The organism is Paenibacillus sedimenti (genome assembly GCF_014534655.1).
GTDB lineage: Bacteria > Bacillota > Bacilli > Paenibacillales > NBRC-103111 > Paenibacillus_E > Paenibacillus_E sedimenti.
In genome coordinates this window covers 43,508-60,929 of record NZ_JACVVD010000007.1, presented here as the reverse complement: position 1 = coordinate 60,929, position 17,422 = coordinate 43,508, and the positions used below count along the sequence as shown (strand labels likewise).

Annotated in this window: 8 protein-coding genes and 1 pseudogene; 3 read left to right on the top strand and 6 right to left on the bottom strand. The window is 49.2% G+C overall.

All coding sequences use genetic code 11. The annotated features are described in order from the left end of the window. Nucleotides 1–84: 84 nt before the first annotated feature. The 3 genes and pseudogenes from ICC18_RS19435 to ICC18_RS33840 form a co-directional block, all read left to right on the top strand. Nucleotides 85–6,213, top strand: coding sequence for a fibronectin type III domain-containing protein (locus ICC18_RS19435; protein WP_188176111.1), 6,129 nt, complete (start codon nt 85–87; stop codon nt 6,211–6,213). Between the two features lie 151 nt (nt 6,214–6,364). Continuing rightward, nucleotides 6,365–6,712 carry a hypothetical protein gene (locus tag ICC18_RS19430; RefSeq protein WP_188176110.1) on the top strand — a complete coding sequence of 116 codons (348 nt, stop codon included), beginning with the start codon at nt 6,365–6,367 and terminating at the stop codon, nt 6,710–6,712. Nucleotides 6,713–6,724: 12 nt separating this feature from the next. After that, a pseudogene (locus tag ICC18_RS33840) lies at nt 6,725–7,000 on the top strand (fibronectin type III domain-containing protein); the annotation flags it as partial. Between the two features lie 244 nt (nt 7,001–7,244). Here the strand turns inward: ICC18_RS33840 and ICC18_RS33835 are convergent. The 6 genes from ICC18_RS33835 to ICC18_RS19400 all read right to left on the bottom strand — a co-directional run bounded on the left by ICC18_RS33835 (nt 7,245) and on the right by ICC18_RS19400 (nt 17,219). Beyond that, nucleotides 7,245–7,373 (bottom strand): DUF6254 family protein, encoded by a 129-nt coding sequence (locus ICC18_RS33835; RefSeq protein WP_223192705.1) that lies wholly within the window; start codon nt 7,371–7,373, stop codon nt 7,245–7,247. 82 nt (nt 7,374–7,455) lie between these two features. Further along, on the bottom strand, nt 7,456–8,691 hold the full coding sequence (locus ICC18_RS19420) for an FAD-dependent oxidoreductase (protein ID WP_223192704.1): 1,236 nt from the start codon (nt 8,689–8,691) through the stop codon (nt 7,456–7,458). A gap of 87 nt (nt 8,692–8,778) precedes the next feature. Then, nucleotides 8,779–9,324: a PadR family transcriptional regulator gene (locus ICC18_RS19415; RefSeq protein ID WP_376745648.1), complete on the bottom strand. Its 546-nt coding sequence runs from the start codon at nt 9,322–9,324 to the stop codon at nt 8,779–8,781. A gap of 200 nt (nt 9,325–9,524) precedes the next feature. After that, the gene (locus ICC18_RS19410) at nt 9,525–14,075 is read right to left on the bottom strand and encodes a glutamate synthase-related protein (protein ID WP_223192703.1); all 4,551 of its coding nucleotides are present in this window, start codon (nt 14,073–14,075) and stop codon (nt 9,525–9,527) included. A gap of 567 nt (nt 14,076–14,642) precedes the next feature. After that, complete coding sequence (locus ICC18_RS19405; protein ID WP_188176107.1) at nt 14,643–15,989, bottom strand: glutamate-1-semialdehyde 2,1-aminomutase; 1,347 nt, start codon at nt 15,987–15,989, stop codon at nt 14,643–14,645. A gap of 225 nt (nt 15,990–16,214) precedes the next feature. Next, entirely contained in the window at nt 16,215–17,219 is a 1,005-nt protein-coding gene (locus ICC18_RS19400; RefSeq protein ID WP_188176365.1) for an LCP family protein, read from the bottom strand. Nucleotides 17,220–17,422 lie beyond the last annotated feature (203 nt).

The following is a 17,422-nucleotide window of genomic DNA, read 5'->3' as shown; positions in this document are numbered from 1 at the left end:
GTAACTCAATGAAGAAAGTGCTAGTTATGCGCAACCTGATACATATTGTATCGTTCATCCGAATGCTAAGGAGCTGTTGGTGAATTGAGGAAGTTGACCAAACAAATAGGGATAACGGTTTTAGCAGTTATGCTTCTGTTGGGCGGAAGTTTGCCTGTATTGGGGGCTGAAACGAGTGTGACACAGACCGACGAGCCTTCGAATTTGTTAATCACTCCAAAGATGGAGGCTAAAAGTTTGCTGGCAGCACCGGAGTCGACTGTAAAGCTGCTCCAGCAAAGAGGTTTTACCGTGACCGAAAATAAGGAGACGGGTGCGCCGAGATTTTTGATGGGGGAATTATCAGCAGAGTTGAAAACGGATAATGCCTTAATGGACTATTTTGCATTAAACAAAAATGTGTTTGGCATTGTAAATCCTTCGAAACAGCTTACGTTGTTGAAAAAAGATACAGATGAGGCTCAGAGTACTCACTACTTGTATCAACAGCAATATCAAGGTATTCCGATATACGGTAAGTATATGCGGGTGCATCTGGACAAAGGGAAACAAATCTCTTCGATTACTAATCAGCTCTCCGCTTCAATGGAGAACTTGTCGCTGGATACTAACCCTGATATTAGCGGTGAGCAGGCCATTCAATCATTAAAAGAAAACCTGGAACAGGAATTGGGTGAAGCGATCCAATTTGGCGGTAAAATGGGGGACAGGGAAATTCCTCAGCCTACTACTGCATTGATCGTCTATCCTTATAAGGGCGAGACTCATCTGGCTTATGAAATCAAAATGGCATATGCGGTACCCGAACTCGGGGATTGGGTCGGATATGTGGATGCCCATACCGGAAAAGTTGTACATACCATCAGCGGGATTCATCATGCAGGTTCAACAACCTCAGATAATATCGGTTACCGTGGTGACAATAAAAGATTGAATATTTATCAGGTATCAGCGAATGAGTACCACCTAGAGGATCACACAAAACCAATGGCTGGGATCATCCAGACTTTCAATTATATTCGCTTCGGAGATAATGGTAATACGGTTCTATATAGCGATGTGAAAAGTAGTACACCTGTATTTAACAGTACGCCGGGAACCTCCGTGTCGCATGCGGTTGATGCTCATTACAACACAGAAATTGTTTATAATTATTACAAAAATGAGTTAGGGCGCAACAGTATTGATGATGCAGGTATGAGTATCACTTCCTTCGTTCATGTCCCTAACAGTAATGGCTCTGCCATGGAAAACGCCTTTTGGTCGAATCGATTTCAAGCGATGTTTTATGGAGACGGCAATCCGGGACGCTGCTATACCTGTGCGCTGGATGTTGTTGCCCACGAAATCACTCACGGAGTTACCGCGAAAACAGCGGGCTTGGTATATGAGAACCAGCCTGGCGCGTTGAATGAATCCTTCTCTGACATGATTGGGGCGGTCATAGATTCCGACGATTGGGAGATGGGTGAGAATGTTGGTCCAGGTGCAGGGGATAGCGCTAGGGACTTAGCGAATCCTCATGCGTATGGTCAACCTGCCCATATGTCCGAATACCTCACTTTAGCTGACAATCCGGGTGGGGACAACGGCGGAGTCCATATTAACAGTGGTATTCCGAACCACGCCGCATATTTGATGGCTACTAATATTGAGGGTCTGGGAATATCCGGTTGGAATGGTAGGAAATTAATGGGATATTTGGCTTACCATGTGCTCAAAGATCATTTGACTCCGGTATCGGAATTTGAAGATGCCCGCGATGCGTTTGTTGCAGCTGTTTCTAACTGGGGGATTGCCAATAATCGGGTTGCAAACATTCCGGCTGTGCAAGGTGCTGTAATTCGTGCATGGGGGGATGTTGGGCTTCCGTATAACGGCCCTGATGCGCCTAATACCAGCAATGACATCGTATCTTTTTCCATTCCTTCTTTAAGTAATGATCTTGAATATTTGACGCAAATCGATTTGCTGAATAACGCGGTTATCTACCGTGTCCCAACGGGGACGCCGATTAACAGCTTGTCACCGACAATTAGAATCTCAACTGGAGCAACCATCTCTCCGGCATCTGGGGTCGCTCAGAACTTTACGAATCCAGTAACTTACAAAGTTACTGCTGAGAATGGTGTATCAAGAGATTGGAAGATTTTTATTATACAAGGTAATGAAACAATTGCACCCGTCTTCCAGAAATCAACGATTAGTCGTGACAACAAGACGGTAACGGTTGATTTTAGCGAATACATTCTGGATGATTGGTCGGAATCAGGTGGAATTAAAAACATTGTGAGAACGATTATGCTTTTCGACAATGCGGCCTTAACCAACGGAAGAGCACTCGGTTCCTCAGATAAGGCTGAAGTTCGTGACGGGAAATTGATCATAACGTTTGCCCAACCGATTCCAGGGCCGATGTATATTCGAATGAATGTGGGCACGGTCCGGGATCTTTATGGCAATTTGACAACGAGTCCGGTCGGGATCGGAGTTTTGCCAGCACCGACGTCTAACATAACGGCTACACCTGGATTCGTAACCATTTCCGGATTGCCTGGGGCAAACATTTCCCTATATAACGCTGCGAATGATCAACTACTCCAAACGTTAGTTGCGGATTCGATGGGTAATGCGTTCTTTATGATTCCGCCAACCGGAACTTATTACGCTAAACAGTCACTATCAGGTTTTGATAGTTTAACCAGCTCGATGATAGTGATAACAACAACTGATACAACACCTCCTTCCAGTGTTAACTTTCGAATGACAGAAGCAACCGCAAATTCGGTTACGCTTGCTTGGGATGCCGCTTCGGACAATGTGGCGGTTGCGGGTTACCAAATCGTCGCTTTTCATAATGGAGAAGGTACGATTGAGGCGACGGCAGTTCCGGCAACAACAACGTCTTATAAGGTGCAGAACTTAAAACCTGGAAGGGTATACATGTTTATGGTTAGCGCAACCGACACATCTGGAAATAGATCTCAATCCGGTTATATTCTTCCTATTTTTACCGTTGACGTTACTGATCAAGAGAAGCCCACATGGTCTCCAGTTCGGTATGTAGCGCTTGGGGACTCACTAGCACTCGGTGTTACGCCACAGAACGGCATTAATAAAGGATATCCCAACTACATCGCTGAAAAATTGGCTGGAGCAGGTGTCCTTCGAGTTTTCAACAAAAACTTCCCTATGTTCGGGTATACGACTGAAAACGTGCTTCGGGATATCAGATCCAATGTAAGAGGGATCGGTTATTTGGATAATCCCGCTAACCAGCCTATACAAACCGAACTATCTCAAGCGGATATTATTACGATCGACGCTGGGGCCAACGATTTATTACAAAGAGATTGGCGTAATGATCCTATAGGTACTGCGGCAGCTATACAGCAAGTTAGCGTTAATCTCTCAGCGATTATTGACGAGATTAAAGCTCGTAATGCAAATGCTCAAATTTACCTGATGGGGTATTATAATCCATTCCCGCGTTTGCCGGTAGCTGAAAAATTAAAAGCTATTGCTCTCGTTGACGCTTTAAATAATGCAATAGCAGGTTCTGCAACAACCGCGAATGGTGCTACCTTTGTACCAACGAAAAATGTAATTGCAGCGAATGAGCTTGAGTTCATCCCCAATCCGTTAAATATTCATCTTAGCCTAGGTGGATATCAGGCAATCGCAGATCAATTCTGGAACGCTTTGAAGGACCGCTTGCCTCAGAAAGGCAGTATGACCGCAAGTAATGTTACACAAACTAGTTTGACATTGCAGTGGTCTGAAGCGCTTGATAATAAAGGCGTAAATGAGTACAAGATTTACAAGAATGGGAGCTTGCTGCAAACAGTAGCAGGCAACATTCTGACGTATGACGTAACGGGTCTTACAGCCGGAACGGAATACACGTTCAAGGTGGAAGGCGGAGACGTGGCAAATCACTGGACGACGGACGGACCGTCTGTGACCGCGAAGACGTTGGACGCACCGGATACTGCACCAACATGGCCAGCGAACGCAAGCCTGACGGCATCGGGCGTCACGCAAACCGGGGTCACGCTAACATGGACGGCCGCTTCGGACGACAAGGGAGTTGCGGAGTACAAGATCTACAAAAACGGCAGCTTACTACATGCTGTAGCAGGTAATACCCTGACGTATAACGTTGGAGGCTTGACGGCAGGGACCAACTACAGGTTCAAGGTGGAAGCCGGAGACGCGGTGAATCACTGGACAACGGACGGGCCTGCAATTTCAGTAATAACTAGTCCTAATCCAGGCGGTGATGGCGGACAGCCTCAGCCGGATACACAAGCACCAACATGGCCGGTTACCAAGTCACTAACCGCATCTAACGTCACACAAACCGGCTTGACTCTGACATGGACATCGGCAAGTGATAACACAGCCGTTACTAGTTACAAGATTTACAACGGCGATAACCTAGTAGCTACAGTGACTGGAAGTGTGTATACACAGCAGATTTCCAACCTATCAGCTAATACGCAATATGCCTTTAAGGTGGAAGCAGGAGATGCAGTCGGAAATTGGTCCACGAATGGACCTGCAATATCCGTAACCACGTTAGCTAATTCAGGTGGTGGTGGCGGAGATCCTCAACCGGATACACAAGCACCAACATGGCCGGTGACCAAGTCACTAACCGCAACTAATGTCACACAAACCGGCTTGACGTTGACATGGACACCTGCAATTGATAATACCGCAGTTACCAGTTACAAGCTTTACAACGGCAATACCCTTGTAGCTACAGTTACCGGCAGTGTATATACGCAGCAGCTTTCGGACTTAACTGCAAATACTTCGTATACATTTAAGGTTGAAGCAGGAGATGCTTCTGGAAACTGGTCTACAAATGGACCTTCAATACGCGTAACAACTTTGGCTTATTCAGGTGGCGGTGGCGGCGGAGGTGGCTACATCGCGCCAGATATGGAAGATACGTCCACAGGGATTAAGGCGTTAAAAGGCTCTTTCAGCTTAAAGACGGTAACTGAGAATGGCAGCACGATAAACAAAGTCGAATTCGACGCCGGCAAGTGGAAGCAGCTCCTGGAAAAACTCGCGAAAAAGCCGAGTGGTTCTCATGAGATTCTGTTCCAAACGGAAGAAAAAGGGGCATTAAGCTTGCTCATTCCGTTTAGCGCGCTTACCAAAGAGATTCAGTCTGTCTCGGATGCGACATTGATCATCGAAACACCTGATTCTACCTATCGAATTCCTTTATCTTCGTTAGCAGAAGCAATTAAGAAATCAGGCATTTCAAGTACAGACGATAAGGCGCTGATGCGGATCATGCTTGTTCCTGCAGATGCCCAGACTGTCGAACAATTGGACAGTAAAGCCTGGCAAACAGGAGCTTCCTTTGTTGAGGTGCCGGATACAATCATCGTAGGCATAGAGCTTAATGGCAGCTTTAAACCGCTTGAATTGACAGGCAATCCAGAGGTATTCATCGACTGGAAATTGAAAAAGTCTTTAGATGCCGGCAAAGCAATCGTTGTAATCTTTGATTCAAGTACAGGCAGCTTCCGATACATTGCATCGCATTTTACGAATAAAGATGGCAAAATTCTGGCGGCGATCCCTGTCGGTACTGCAGGTAAGCCGATGATTCTGGTTGTTACTAAAGAATTCACAGATTTGAAGGGACATTGGTCGCAAGCGGATGTCGAGTTCCTTGCTTCCCGGCTGCTGATCGAGGGCGTTTCATCGGGAACGTTCGCTCCGGATCAATCAGTCACTCGCAGTCAGTTTACTGCGCTTTTGGTTCGCGCGCTAGGTCTTCCTGCGACGGAAGCAGTCAATGGAGAATTTGCGGATGTGCTTCCTATAGCATGGTTCGCGAGCAGTGTGCACGCAGCTGTAAAAGCAGGGCTCATTACCGGATTTGAAGACGGTACTTTCAAGCCGGATGCGCCAATTACTCGCTCAGAAATGGCTGTTATGATAGCCAGAGTCTTAAAGGCTAATGGCATCGATCTGAAGGAAACCAATTACGAGAAATTGTTATCCAGATTTACGGATCGTTCTTCCATCGAAAAGTGGTCCGAAGCAGCGGTATCACTTATGTTGGAGGCTGGCCTGATTCAGGGGCTGGATGGGGGCAAATTCGCGCCGAACGATTTGGTCACGCGCGCGCAAGCGGCTGTGGTGCTCAAGCGCATGTTAGAATACGTACAATCGCATAAATAAACACGCAGGCGCCTGCTTCGAAAGAAGCGGGCGCTTTATTTCATGACTAGGACCACAATCGCAAATGAAAACAAAAAAACCCAGAGTCGCTAAGACGCTTGGTTGGTTCACATATTGTTTTTAATAGATTAACTGCTACTATAAAGAGTGAATGTTTATATTAGGAAATAAATACATTTTTATCCCAATGGATCTCATGCGAGCCTGGCTGCTGGAGCATCTGCTCCCCGTGCGGCAAGCGATTAAGCAGCTAAGCTTTGTAGATATGACAGGGCTGTACACGCAGCTGTTTAGCAAGCGGGAGCTAGCCCTGAGCTGGACGGGCGGCGATGCGGAGCTGCCGCCGCATTGGTCTGTGATTTGCGAGCAGACTAGGGAGGCGCTGGCCGGGGCCAAGCTGCCGTATGAGGATGCAACGCCGTTCTTGTACTTGATGGAAGCGGTGCAAGGCTTCCATACGATCACTCGCTTTAATCCGTTTACGGGTCAATATTTGTAAGGCGGTTCGCCGGATACTCAAGCGCCAACGGTGCCAACAGGCTTAGCGGCTTCATCCAAAACGAGTACGACAGTGAGCTTGACTTGGAACGCGTCGACCGATAACGTGGGTATAACCGGATACGAGGTATATAAAGGCGGTATGTTGGCAGGCACGACAACTGGTGCGACTAACATCACGGTGACCGGTTTAACGGCAAGCACGGCTTATAGTTTTACCGTAAAAGCCAAAGATGCAGCGGGCAATTTATCCGCGGCAAGCGCGGCGTTAAACGTGACAACGAATGCGGCAACTGGAGATTTTACAACCACGGTGACGAAACTAAGCGCTACATCGGTCAAATGGGTATTTGCACCGAATCCATCGGCAACGTCCGTCACGTATTTCTATACGTATAATTTAACAGGTCAGCTCGCTAAAGATTCTGCAAGCTTCTCTTACACACAACCTTAACGATACGATAACTATCTGATAGTAATGGTATAAAAAAGTAACCCCATAACCTGCTAAGCAGGTTACGGGGTTATTTGCACTACTTTGTTCCCTGCTCCGCATCATACTCGCTCGCGTATTGCGCCAACGATTTGATTTTACCATGGGGGTTTTGCGATTGTTTACGGCTCTTCCAAGCTGCTTCATCACGGCGTTTTTGATGGCTCATCAAAAATGACCTCCTGTGGTATGCGGATTTGTGGTGCAAGTATAAATTGCGGAATTTTCCAGTTTTTTATGCGAATTGTGATTCAACTTAATCTTCTCTTTGGGGTGTCGGCAGGTGAGCAGGCTTGAACTTGAGTCTCCCAATCGACTCGATAGCCGTACATCCATTCAGACGCTTTTTGATTTGCAAAAAGTTTGAGAAATAAAGGCGTTGTCACATCGCGGAACCATTGCTGCATGGGGCGTATGACATGCTTGCCTGAATCGCCGTGCTTTCCGACATCAAACATTTTAACGGTACGATCCCGGCGCAAATGCTCGTAAGTCGCAAATGCTTGCTCAAGATCGGGGATATCTCTTATACATTTGGCCAGAACAATCGCATCTTCCAATGCCATTGATGCTCCTTGCCCGGAGCTGGGTGAGATGGCATGTGCCGCATCGCCGAGCAGCACTACAGGGCCCTTGTGCCAACTTGACGGCTGTTTGGGCAGAGCATAGGAAGCAAAGTAGGGGAAGGTCGTCTCGGCCGCCTCAATAATCTCTCGGATGAAGGGTTGATCATCTTGATAAACTTCCAACATTTGCTGCTTCCGCTGTTCTTCCGTGATCGTATTCAACGATCCTTTAACAGGTTCTTTCGCCTCCGGCCAATTCGTAAACCAGTAAATATATCCGGTTGAGCTTACGTGATAACCAAAAAAGGCCCGTTTGCAAAAAATAAAGTGGGTAGTTTCTGGCGGTTCAGAAAGATTGAGACCGGTGGTATAGCCTCCGCTGTTGATTAGTCCGGTGTAAGCTGCACCTTGGAAAGCAGGATCGACGAACCGGCGGGTACGCGAGTGGACGCCATCACTCCCAATGAGGAGGTCACCGCTAGCCGTTGTGCCGTCATGGAAAGTTGCAACAACCCCGCCGTCGCTCGAAACTTTGATATCCTCCACCTTCTTGCCGCGGACGATTTTGATTCCTTGACGTTCGGCTTCGTCTGAAATGATATCGCCTAAGGGTACGCGCTTGATGAAGACGCTCTTAAGTCCATTCCCGGCTAATACGCCTTCGCCCAGCTTTTTGCCTTTGCCATTCCACATGAGCCATTTGCTAACGGCGGAGCCTTCCGCTAGAGCAGCCTGATCGAGTCCGAGCTCCTGCAATACAGCCAAGCCGTTGCATGACAGAGAAAGAGAGAAGCCCTCAGAAGCTGTTCGGGCCTCGTAGATTTCAGCTTCAATACCTGCCCGTTTCAGAAAAAGTGCCAGGGCGGGACCGGCAATCCCGCACCCGATAATCAATGCTTTTTTCTTTCGTTTGGCCAACATAAAGGCATCTCCTTTACATTTAACTAATAACCCGCCGTTCTTCATTTTGCTGCTTGTTAAGTGCCGGTTTCTCGTTTGAAGATGTTGTTATTCCGGACTATTCAGACGTCTCGCTATTTCACGTATCCATTCCTCATTCCAGACGAGCACGCCGGTACGGATATCCTCTGCGATGGCACGCACCCATTGAAGTTCGGCCGCAAGTACTGCGCGCTTATGTTCTGACTCCAGCATGAATAATCGGGGAATAATCTCCTTGAATGTTTGTAGTTCAGCTTCTACGTGTTTTAATTCTGTATCGAGCGCGTGTTCTCTCTTTTCGAATTGCAGTTGAACGTCTTCGGGTGCCAATAGAGAGAGGAAGGAGACGGCCACCGGAAATTCGGGAAACTCTTGCACGGGGGTCGAGAGCATTTCGCGAAGCCATTCCAGAGATAATTGCTTTCCTTCGGCGGTGGCTTCGTAGATCGTGCGATCGGGTCGCCCTTCTTCCCGCAAAGTTTCTTGTACCGTAATAAGTTCATCCCGTAACAAGCGGTCAATGGTCTGATAAATACTCGTACGCTGACGTACGTTAATGACTTCATCCTTTCTTCGTTCTTTGATGAGTTGCTGCATCCGGTATGGATGCATGGGTCTCTCTGTGAGAAGTGCAAGAATGGCTAATGCTAATGGGGAACGTTGAGTTTTTTTTGTTCTCTTCATAGTTATAATATTACTAGTTATATTATAACTATGTCAATGGCTATTCGTTAAATTAGGTTCTTAGAATGAAAAAAAAAAGCCTCCACAAGAGATGATCTTGTAGAGGCTTTATCAGTGCAATTATTTTATTACTCCGTAGCAACCGACTGGTCAGCTTGCATGTTGACCGGGGAGATACGGATGAAGTTTTCTTCCAGGTTGCCCAGCAGTCCGTCGATTTTCGCTGCTGCTTCGGATTGGCCGGAACCAGCAAGCTCGTCGCGGTATGCAGTGAGCAGTTCTGTTAGATCTTTTTTACTTTGTACGCCGATGGACTCGAGTTTCACTTTCGCGCCTTTGGCGATACGGCGTTCAATTGCCGCTTGGTCAAGACCCATTTCAGGAACGAGGCGTTGATAGATCACGCCGCCTGTCATACCTGCACAGATCCATGGACCCGGGTCGCCCATAACTACGGCACGGCCGTTAGTCATGTACTCGAATGCGAAGCCTTTGAGGTTCGCGCGAGCTGCGAGTCCGCCAAGCTCATCCTGCAGCGGAGTTGTGATTTCTCCGCCGAATACAACGTCAGCACCCGAGAAACGGATACATGCGCGAGTATCAGCGCCGCCTTGGATCAGGAACAAGCCTTTTTGTGCACCGTAGCCGAAGGATTTACCTACGCTACCGTTGATAAGCGTATTGTTTTTGCTTTGTGACTTGAGGATCGCCACTTTACCGCCGAACGCCATTTTACCAAGACCGTCTTCAGCTCCGCCGTGAACGGTAATATTTACGCCGCGGGCATTGAAAGCCGCCAGACCGTTACCAGGCACGGAACCGTCAACGAGGTTCAGAGCGAAGTCAGGCAATTGGTCGTAGCTGCCGTCGAAACGATCTCTTACGCGATGGCTGGAGTAACGAGTTCCAAGGATACGGGACTCGGCATCCACTTTGGACCAGTTGCGTACGATTGGTGCGTCCATAGCCAAGGAGTCCGGGAAGAATTCTTGACCTTCAGCGCCGGCTGCGATACGAATATCGGAAGATACTGCCGCTTCTTCCATGGCTCTTTCTGCATCCGAGATAAATTGCAGCGGAGCTGGACGAAGAATATCGGACAGGTCGATTCTCTCTTGATGACTGATTTGCTGCAGCAGGTCGGAACGGCCTACGAGATCCTGCAAGTTCTTGAAACCAAGGGAAGCGACGATTTCACGTACTTCTTCACCCATCGAGCCGAACAAACGAACCAAGCTGTCTACAGCAAGGTCGTACTGACGAGGCACGAAGCGGCGAAGACCTTTTTCTTCGGCTTCTTCCATGGAGTCGATTTGCGTTGCGATACCAACGTGACAAGTATCGAGGTGACAGCCGCGACATGTTGTACAACCGATAGATTGCATAGCGATACTACCGAATCCTGCGCGGTTTGCACCGAGCATAACCATTTTTACAACGTCAGCGCCGGATTTCAATCCGCCGTCAGACCACAGCTCAACGCGGTGACGAAGGCCTGCTTCGATCAGGGCAACGTGAGCAAGTTTAGTACCAATCTCAGTAGGAAGACCTACGTGAGTCAAAGAGTGAATACGAGCCGCGCCTGTACCACCGTCAAAACCGGACAGCGTGATAACGTCAGCGCCAGCTTTGGCAACACCTACCGCAATCGTTCCGATACCAGGAACAACCGGAATTTTTACGATGATTTTCGCTTTGCGGCCGCTAGCTTCTTTCAGCTCGGAAATGATTTGCGCCAAATCTTCAATCGAATAAATATCATGGTTATTCGAAGGAGAGATCAGGTCGGAGCCGATTGTTGCGTTACGGGCCGCAGCGATTTTCGCTGTAACTTTGGAGCCTGGCAAGTGACCGCCTTCGCCCGGTTTTGCCCCTTGACCGATCTTGATCTCAAGGAAAGCAACCGCGTTAGCCAGTTCTACGTTAACGCCGAAACGTCCGGATGCGACTTGCGCACCGCGCGTTTTTTTGTAACGGCCGAGCATATCTTTAATCTCTCCGCCCTCGCCGTTCATGGTCACCATGTTCAGGCGTTCGCCGGCTTCGGCGTAGGCGCGGAAAGCTGTTTCGTTCTGTGAACCGAAGGACATCGAAGAGATCAACATCGGCAAGGAGTGACCGCCAATCGAAATGTCCACTTGAGACGCATCTAGCGGTTTGCGACCCTCGCTCAAAGCTTTCTCCACATTAAATCCGGCAATGTGACGGATCGAGATCGGGTTCTTCTGCTCTTCTTCACGCAGTTTGTCGCGGTAGTCGCTGTAAGGAGCTGCTCCGGAAGCGGCATCGCCTAATGCTTTCCACATACGTTGGAAGAAGCGGAAGTTTTTCGCCGCTTTTGCTTTTGGATTGCTATAGTCAGCATAGCGTGCTTCAGCTTCAGCTTCCAATTGAGCGAAGCCGGTTCCCGCTTTTTCGCTGCCGAGGTAATTCACGATATCCAGCACCTCAGCTACTTCCGGATGGAAGCCGATGGAGGAAAAGAAACGTGTGTAACCGCGAAGCTCATGCGTACCGATCGTGGAGATAACTTTCTCCAGACCTTTGGTAAGTGCAGCGTAAACTTTGCGTGCAGCAGCTGCGTTACCCTCTTTATCCGATGCTGTAGAGAACAGCAGGTAGGGGGAGATGACGTCAGCGCCCAGACCGCAGGCAACCGCAATATCATGCAGGTTACGGATCGCTGCGGAACGCAGAACGATCGTTACGCGGCGGCGCAGATTGTCGCCAAAGCCGAGTTTCTCTGCGCGCAAAGCGATGTCGATTTTGGAAACCGCCAGGTGCGGTTCAAGCCATAGGCGATCGTTTTGATGAGCTTCCGCATCGTCAAGCACGATCAGGGCTGCACCGGCTTTAGCAGCGGCAACCGCGTCTGCAGCGATTTTGTCCAAACCGTCACGCAGGGAAGTGCCTCTTGCAAATGTTGCTGAAAGCACGGCTACGCTGTTCTCGCCTTGAGCGCGGAACAGAGCGAGCAATTGCTCGTAGGAAGGTTGGGACAGATGCTCTTCGCTGTCTACACCATTAGTGCCTTCGAGAACGAGCGGTGCTAAAAGCTCAATGCGCAGCTTGGCATCTACTTGAGAGTAAACAGCCGGGCGAGTTCCTGCTACGACGCGCGTGGAGAAGTGCTCCATTTCACGGTCACGGTCAATCGCAGGGTTCGTTACAACCGCTACGCTTTCTTTAATGAAGTCAGGTACGTTTTGACGCTCCCACGCGATAGCCGCATGAGGGGAATCATGACCGAGGGAACGGATCGGCTCCGCGCCGGTTTCGGACATGGTTTCGATATGTTGGATACCATCGCGATCCCAACCAAAAGCGCTGTACAACTGGTCGGTTGCGACGATATTTTCGTTCAACTCAGCTTGTGCGTCTGTTTTAGCAGGTGTCAGGTGTTTGCGCAATCCGCCAAAGTTCAGGCGTTTGCTTGCACGCTCGTATACCAAGCTTTGTACTTCATGATAAGGAATAACTTGCACGTGTTCGCCTGGCGTAAGCACAACGCCTACTTTTTCGCCTGGAGCGATCGGTTTCGGGTCGGCAACCATGTCACCAACCGTAATTACGCCTTGTTCAGAGGAGAAGTAGAGGGAAGTATCGCTCTCAACCATCCAAACCGGACGAAGACCCAGCGCATCCACGCTGAAAATACATTCGTTGCCATAACGGGAAACGATACCTGCAGGGCCTTGTGCATAATGTCCCCAAACTTGGCGGAAGTAAACGTATAAATCTTGAAGCTCCGGACGGAACTGTTTCATCTCATTAATAATAGGAGGGAATACCATTTCCATGGCTTCGAACAGACTGAGACCAAAACGGTGAATGAACGTTTCGATGGTCCGGTTCATGTCTTGGGAGTCGGATCCGCCGCTAACGAGCGGTACGCCAACCATGTCAGCTTCGATGCGCATTTTCTTAACGGTGTTAATTTCCCCGTTGTGTCCAAGCAGCGAGAAAGGCTGTACGCGGAAGAAGCTGGACAATGTATTGGTAGAATAACGGTTGTGACCGATGGTTACTTGGGAAGCAAACAGAGGATCACGAGTATCGTTAAAATATTTAGGCAAAATGCTTGCAGCGCCCAACACTTTATAGGCAGCTGTTACGTTGCTCAGCGTTGCTACGTGAACGTTGTATTTGTTTTCGATAGCAATATGAAGTTCAAACAGATGGTCGGCGACATTCACTTCCGATTTCTCGGAAAGCGCGGCGATTTGCCAAAATGTAGGCTCATCGTTCAAGCCGTTAGGTCCAAGAACATTGCTATCCACTTGATTCTCTTGCTCCAGAATGATAGATACATCATGTCCGGCAAAAAGCTCGCGGATGCCGTTTTGAATTTCAGCGGCGGTCAGGTCCAGCTTGCGCGGAACAAAGATATGAGCAACAGAAAAACGGTTGTCATAGGCTAACTTGCCGTCAAGACCCGCATCTGTTAATTTCTTTTCCCAAAGAGCACGTGGAATGTCCGTTAGAATTCCGCAACCGTCGCCTTCGCCGTTAATAAAGCCCGAACGATGTTCCATTTTTACAAGGGCATCGATCGTCTTTTGAATATTATCACGGGAAGGATGACCGTTCTTTTCAATAATACAAATAATTCCGCAGCTATCGTGTTCGGTTCCTAGCAGATTTTGAAAACGGCCTTCATTTCGCATCAATTCATTCATTGCTCTAGGTCAGTCTCCTGACCGTCACCTCCAATACATATTTAAACTCCTCTTGCATTACGTTGTCTTGCATCTTGCATTTATTGCACCGTCTAAGCCCGCAATCCCTGCATACTCGCTCATTACCGGAAAATCAGGCAAATCCGAAATATGCAAGCCGATGCATAAAAATGCAATTCTGCTGAATAGCATGCTAATTTCAAGGAGCACGATCCCTCAAAATAAAGCTCTTAACGACCCGTGTAAAAGTAAGGCATGAAGTACAAAAAAGAACTGAAAATTTGTAAATCGTGCCCTAACTTTCTAAGAAAATACTGTGAAAACAAGACGTTTCGCGAAAAGGGTAAAAGTATTCTTAGAATAGCACGAAAAAGAAGATCCGACAATAGTCGCGCTGTGAAATCAAAAATGTAAGCGTTACCTTTTTTGCATACTGGTGAATAAAGCCAATTTTCTTGCAAATGAGACGGTCAAAAAAAACGAACAAACTATGATCCGGATCAGATCATAGTTCGCTTTTGGGACAGGTAGGGGCGATAGGGTATCGGTATATTTAAGAGGGATAGTCTACCCGGAAGCCATTTTTTTGAATGCAAGATCGGCAGCTTCTAATGTACGAGTGACATCTTCTTCCGTATGGGCGATGGTCAGGAACCAGGCCTCGTATTTGGACGGAGCGAGGTTAATGCCCTGCTCCAGCATTAGCCGGAAGAACTGGGCGAAGCGTTCGCCGTCTGTGTCCTGCGCCTGATCGTAGTTCGTGACCGGATGGTCGCAGAAGTGCGTCGAGAAGGCGCCGCCGATCCGGTTGACCGTCAACGGAATGGCTCGGCGCTTAGCCGACTCGGCAACGCCGTCGGCCAGGCGGGCACCAAGCTGTTCGAGCTTGGTGTAGACGTCTGCCTGCTGGAGCACCTCCAGGCAGGCGATGCCGGCGCTGATGGAAGCGGGATTCCCCGCCATCGTGCCGGCCTGATACGCAGGTCCGAGCGGCGCGACCTGCTCCATCACTTCCTTGCGGCCCCCGTAGGCGCCGATCGGCAGCCCGCCGCCGATCACCTTGCCGAGGGCCGTCAGATCCGGCTCCACGGCGGCGAAAGGGTTCGCCGTCGTCGTGCGGGAGGCCTCCGCGAGCGGGAGACCGGTATACGTCTGTGCCGCTCCGTAATGGAAGCGGAACGCCGTAATCACCTCGTCGTAGATGACGAGGGCGCCATGGCTGCGAGCAGCTGCGCAGAGCTGCTCGAGGTAGCCGGCATGGGGCATGACCATGCCGAAGTTGCCGACGATGGGCTCGACCATGACGGCGGCCACATCTTTGCCCCAACGCGCAAGGGCTTCATGGAGTGCCGGGATGTCGTTGAACGGCACGGTGATGACCTCTTGCGCGATGCTCGCAGGCACGCCGGCGCTGTCCGGCGTGCCAAGCGTGGACGGCCCGGAGCCGGCCGCCACGAGCACGAGATCCGAGTGGCCGTGGTAGCACCCGGCAAACTTAATGATCTTCGTGCGCCCCGTGTAGGCGCGCGCCACGCGGATCGTCGTCATCACGGCCTCGGTGCCGGAGTTGACGAAGCGTACTTTGTCGAGCGAGGGAATCGCCGACTTCAGCATCTTCGCGAACTCGATCTCGAGTTCGGTCGGGGTACCGTACAGCGTGCCGTTCTGCGCGGCGCTTATGATCGCTTCGGTCACGTGCGGATGTGCGTGACCGGTAATGATCGGGCCGTAGGCGGCGAGGTAATCAATGAAGCGATTGCCGTCTTCATCCCAGAAGTAAGCGCCTTGCGCGCGCTTCATGAAGACGGGCGCGCCGCCGCCCACAGCTTTGAATGAGCGGGAGGGGCTGTTGACGCCGCCAACAATATGTTGAAGGGCTTCTTGATACAACTGTTCGGATCTTTTGCGTTCCATGAATGGATCATTCCTTTATATGTAATTTAGTCTGCAAAAAGCCTCTACCTGCAGCGGGAGCATAATGCTCTTCTCAAGTAGAGGCATAATCCGCGGAAATGGCCAAATTAACGCCAGTATTTCCAGCTAATTTCTCCATCATGCTGTTTCCAACCCTAATAGCGGGAGGTTTTCCCGTTAATTTGGCAAATGGCATGATGCCAGTGCCGCCGCTCAGCCCGCGCCCTAATTCTTCGTCGTCTTCACCGCCGACTTCGGGGTCGGCGAAGGCGATGGCTTCGAAGGACCAGCATCCGCTTCCGCCTTGCCGGCGAAGAGATCCTTCACGTAATGCTGCAGCTTGTTTTTGTCGGCTGTAATGACAGCGGCGCCGCGGACGTTTTTCTCGATCAGCAGTTCGGTTGGCGGAAGCTGGGAGCTGACGATGCCGTCCGCTTTGGCTTCATAACCTAACGAACCTAGCTTGAGCATATCGGTCACGCTAAGATTCGTGTCAATGTAAGGATCTATCGAGTTCAATATTTTCGGCAGCTTAATCAGCGAGGATGTGGTTTGCATCTTTTGAGCGACAGCCGTCAAAAACTTGCGTTGACGCTCGGTACGAGAGAAGTCAGACAGCGCATCGTGACGGAAACGCACGTATTGGAGCGCTGTTTTGCCGTCGAGATGCTGCATTCCTTTTTTCAAATTAATATCATAGACATGATCGTCCTCGGAGTCGGAGTATTTCATGTCTTTTTCAACTTCAATATCAATCCCGCCAACTGCATCAATGAGTGCAATAAACCCTTTAAAATCGGTATAAACATAATATTGAATCGGAATGCCCAAAAGATCGCTTACCGTTTTCATAACCAGATTCGGCCCGCCGGTCGTGATGGCCGTATTAATCCGATCCTCGCCTTCGCCCGGAATCTTCACGTATGTATCTCGGAGGATGGAGAATAAGTGAGCTTTCTTGGTCACAGGATCGATGGAAGCAAGCATAATACTGTCCGATCTGGGCAACTCATTCTTCTTCAAACCGCGTGAATCGCCGCCAAGAAGCAGGATATTAACCCGCTGCTTGCCTTCCCATTTGGGAGGCGTATATTTGTCGCCTCTATCTTTGAGGGCTTGACTGATCAGCGGACCGCCGCCGCCTTGCGGATTTTCCGAATGATTCGATATATTCTTGGCAAAGTTGTAGAACGAATACGAATAATACCCGGCAACCACCATAAGCAGCATACCGATCAGGAGCAGGGTTCTTTTTAGTATTTTCAAGGCATCTGCGCTCCTTTCAAAGGAAAAAGCTTATCTGTACTTTTTTTTCTTACAGATTTCATGTATCATTAGTTTAGCATCGTCTGTTGTACAATTCGTCTATATGATCCATATTATAGATGCTAAGAAACTTCGATAGCAAGTTTGGGCGAATTTTGGAATAACTT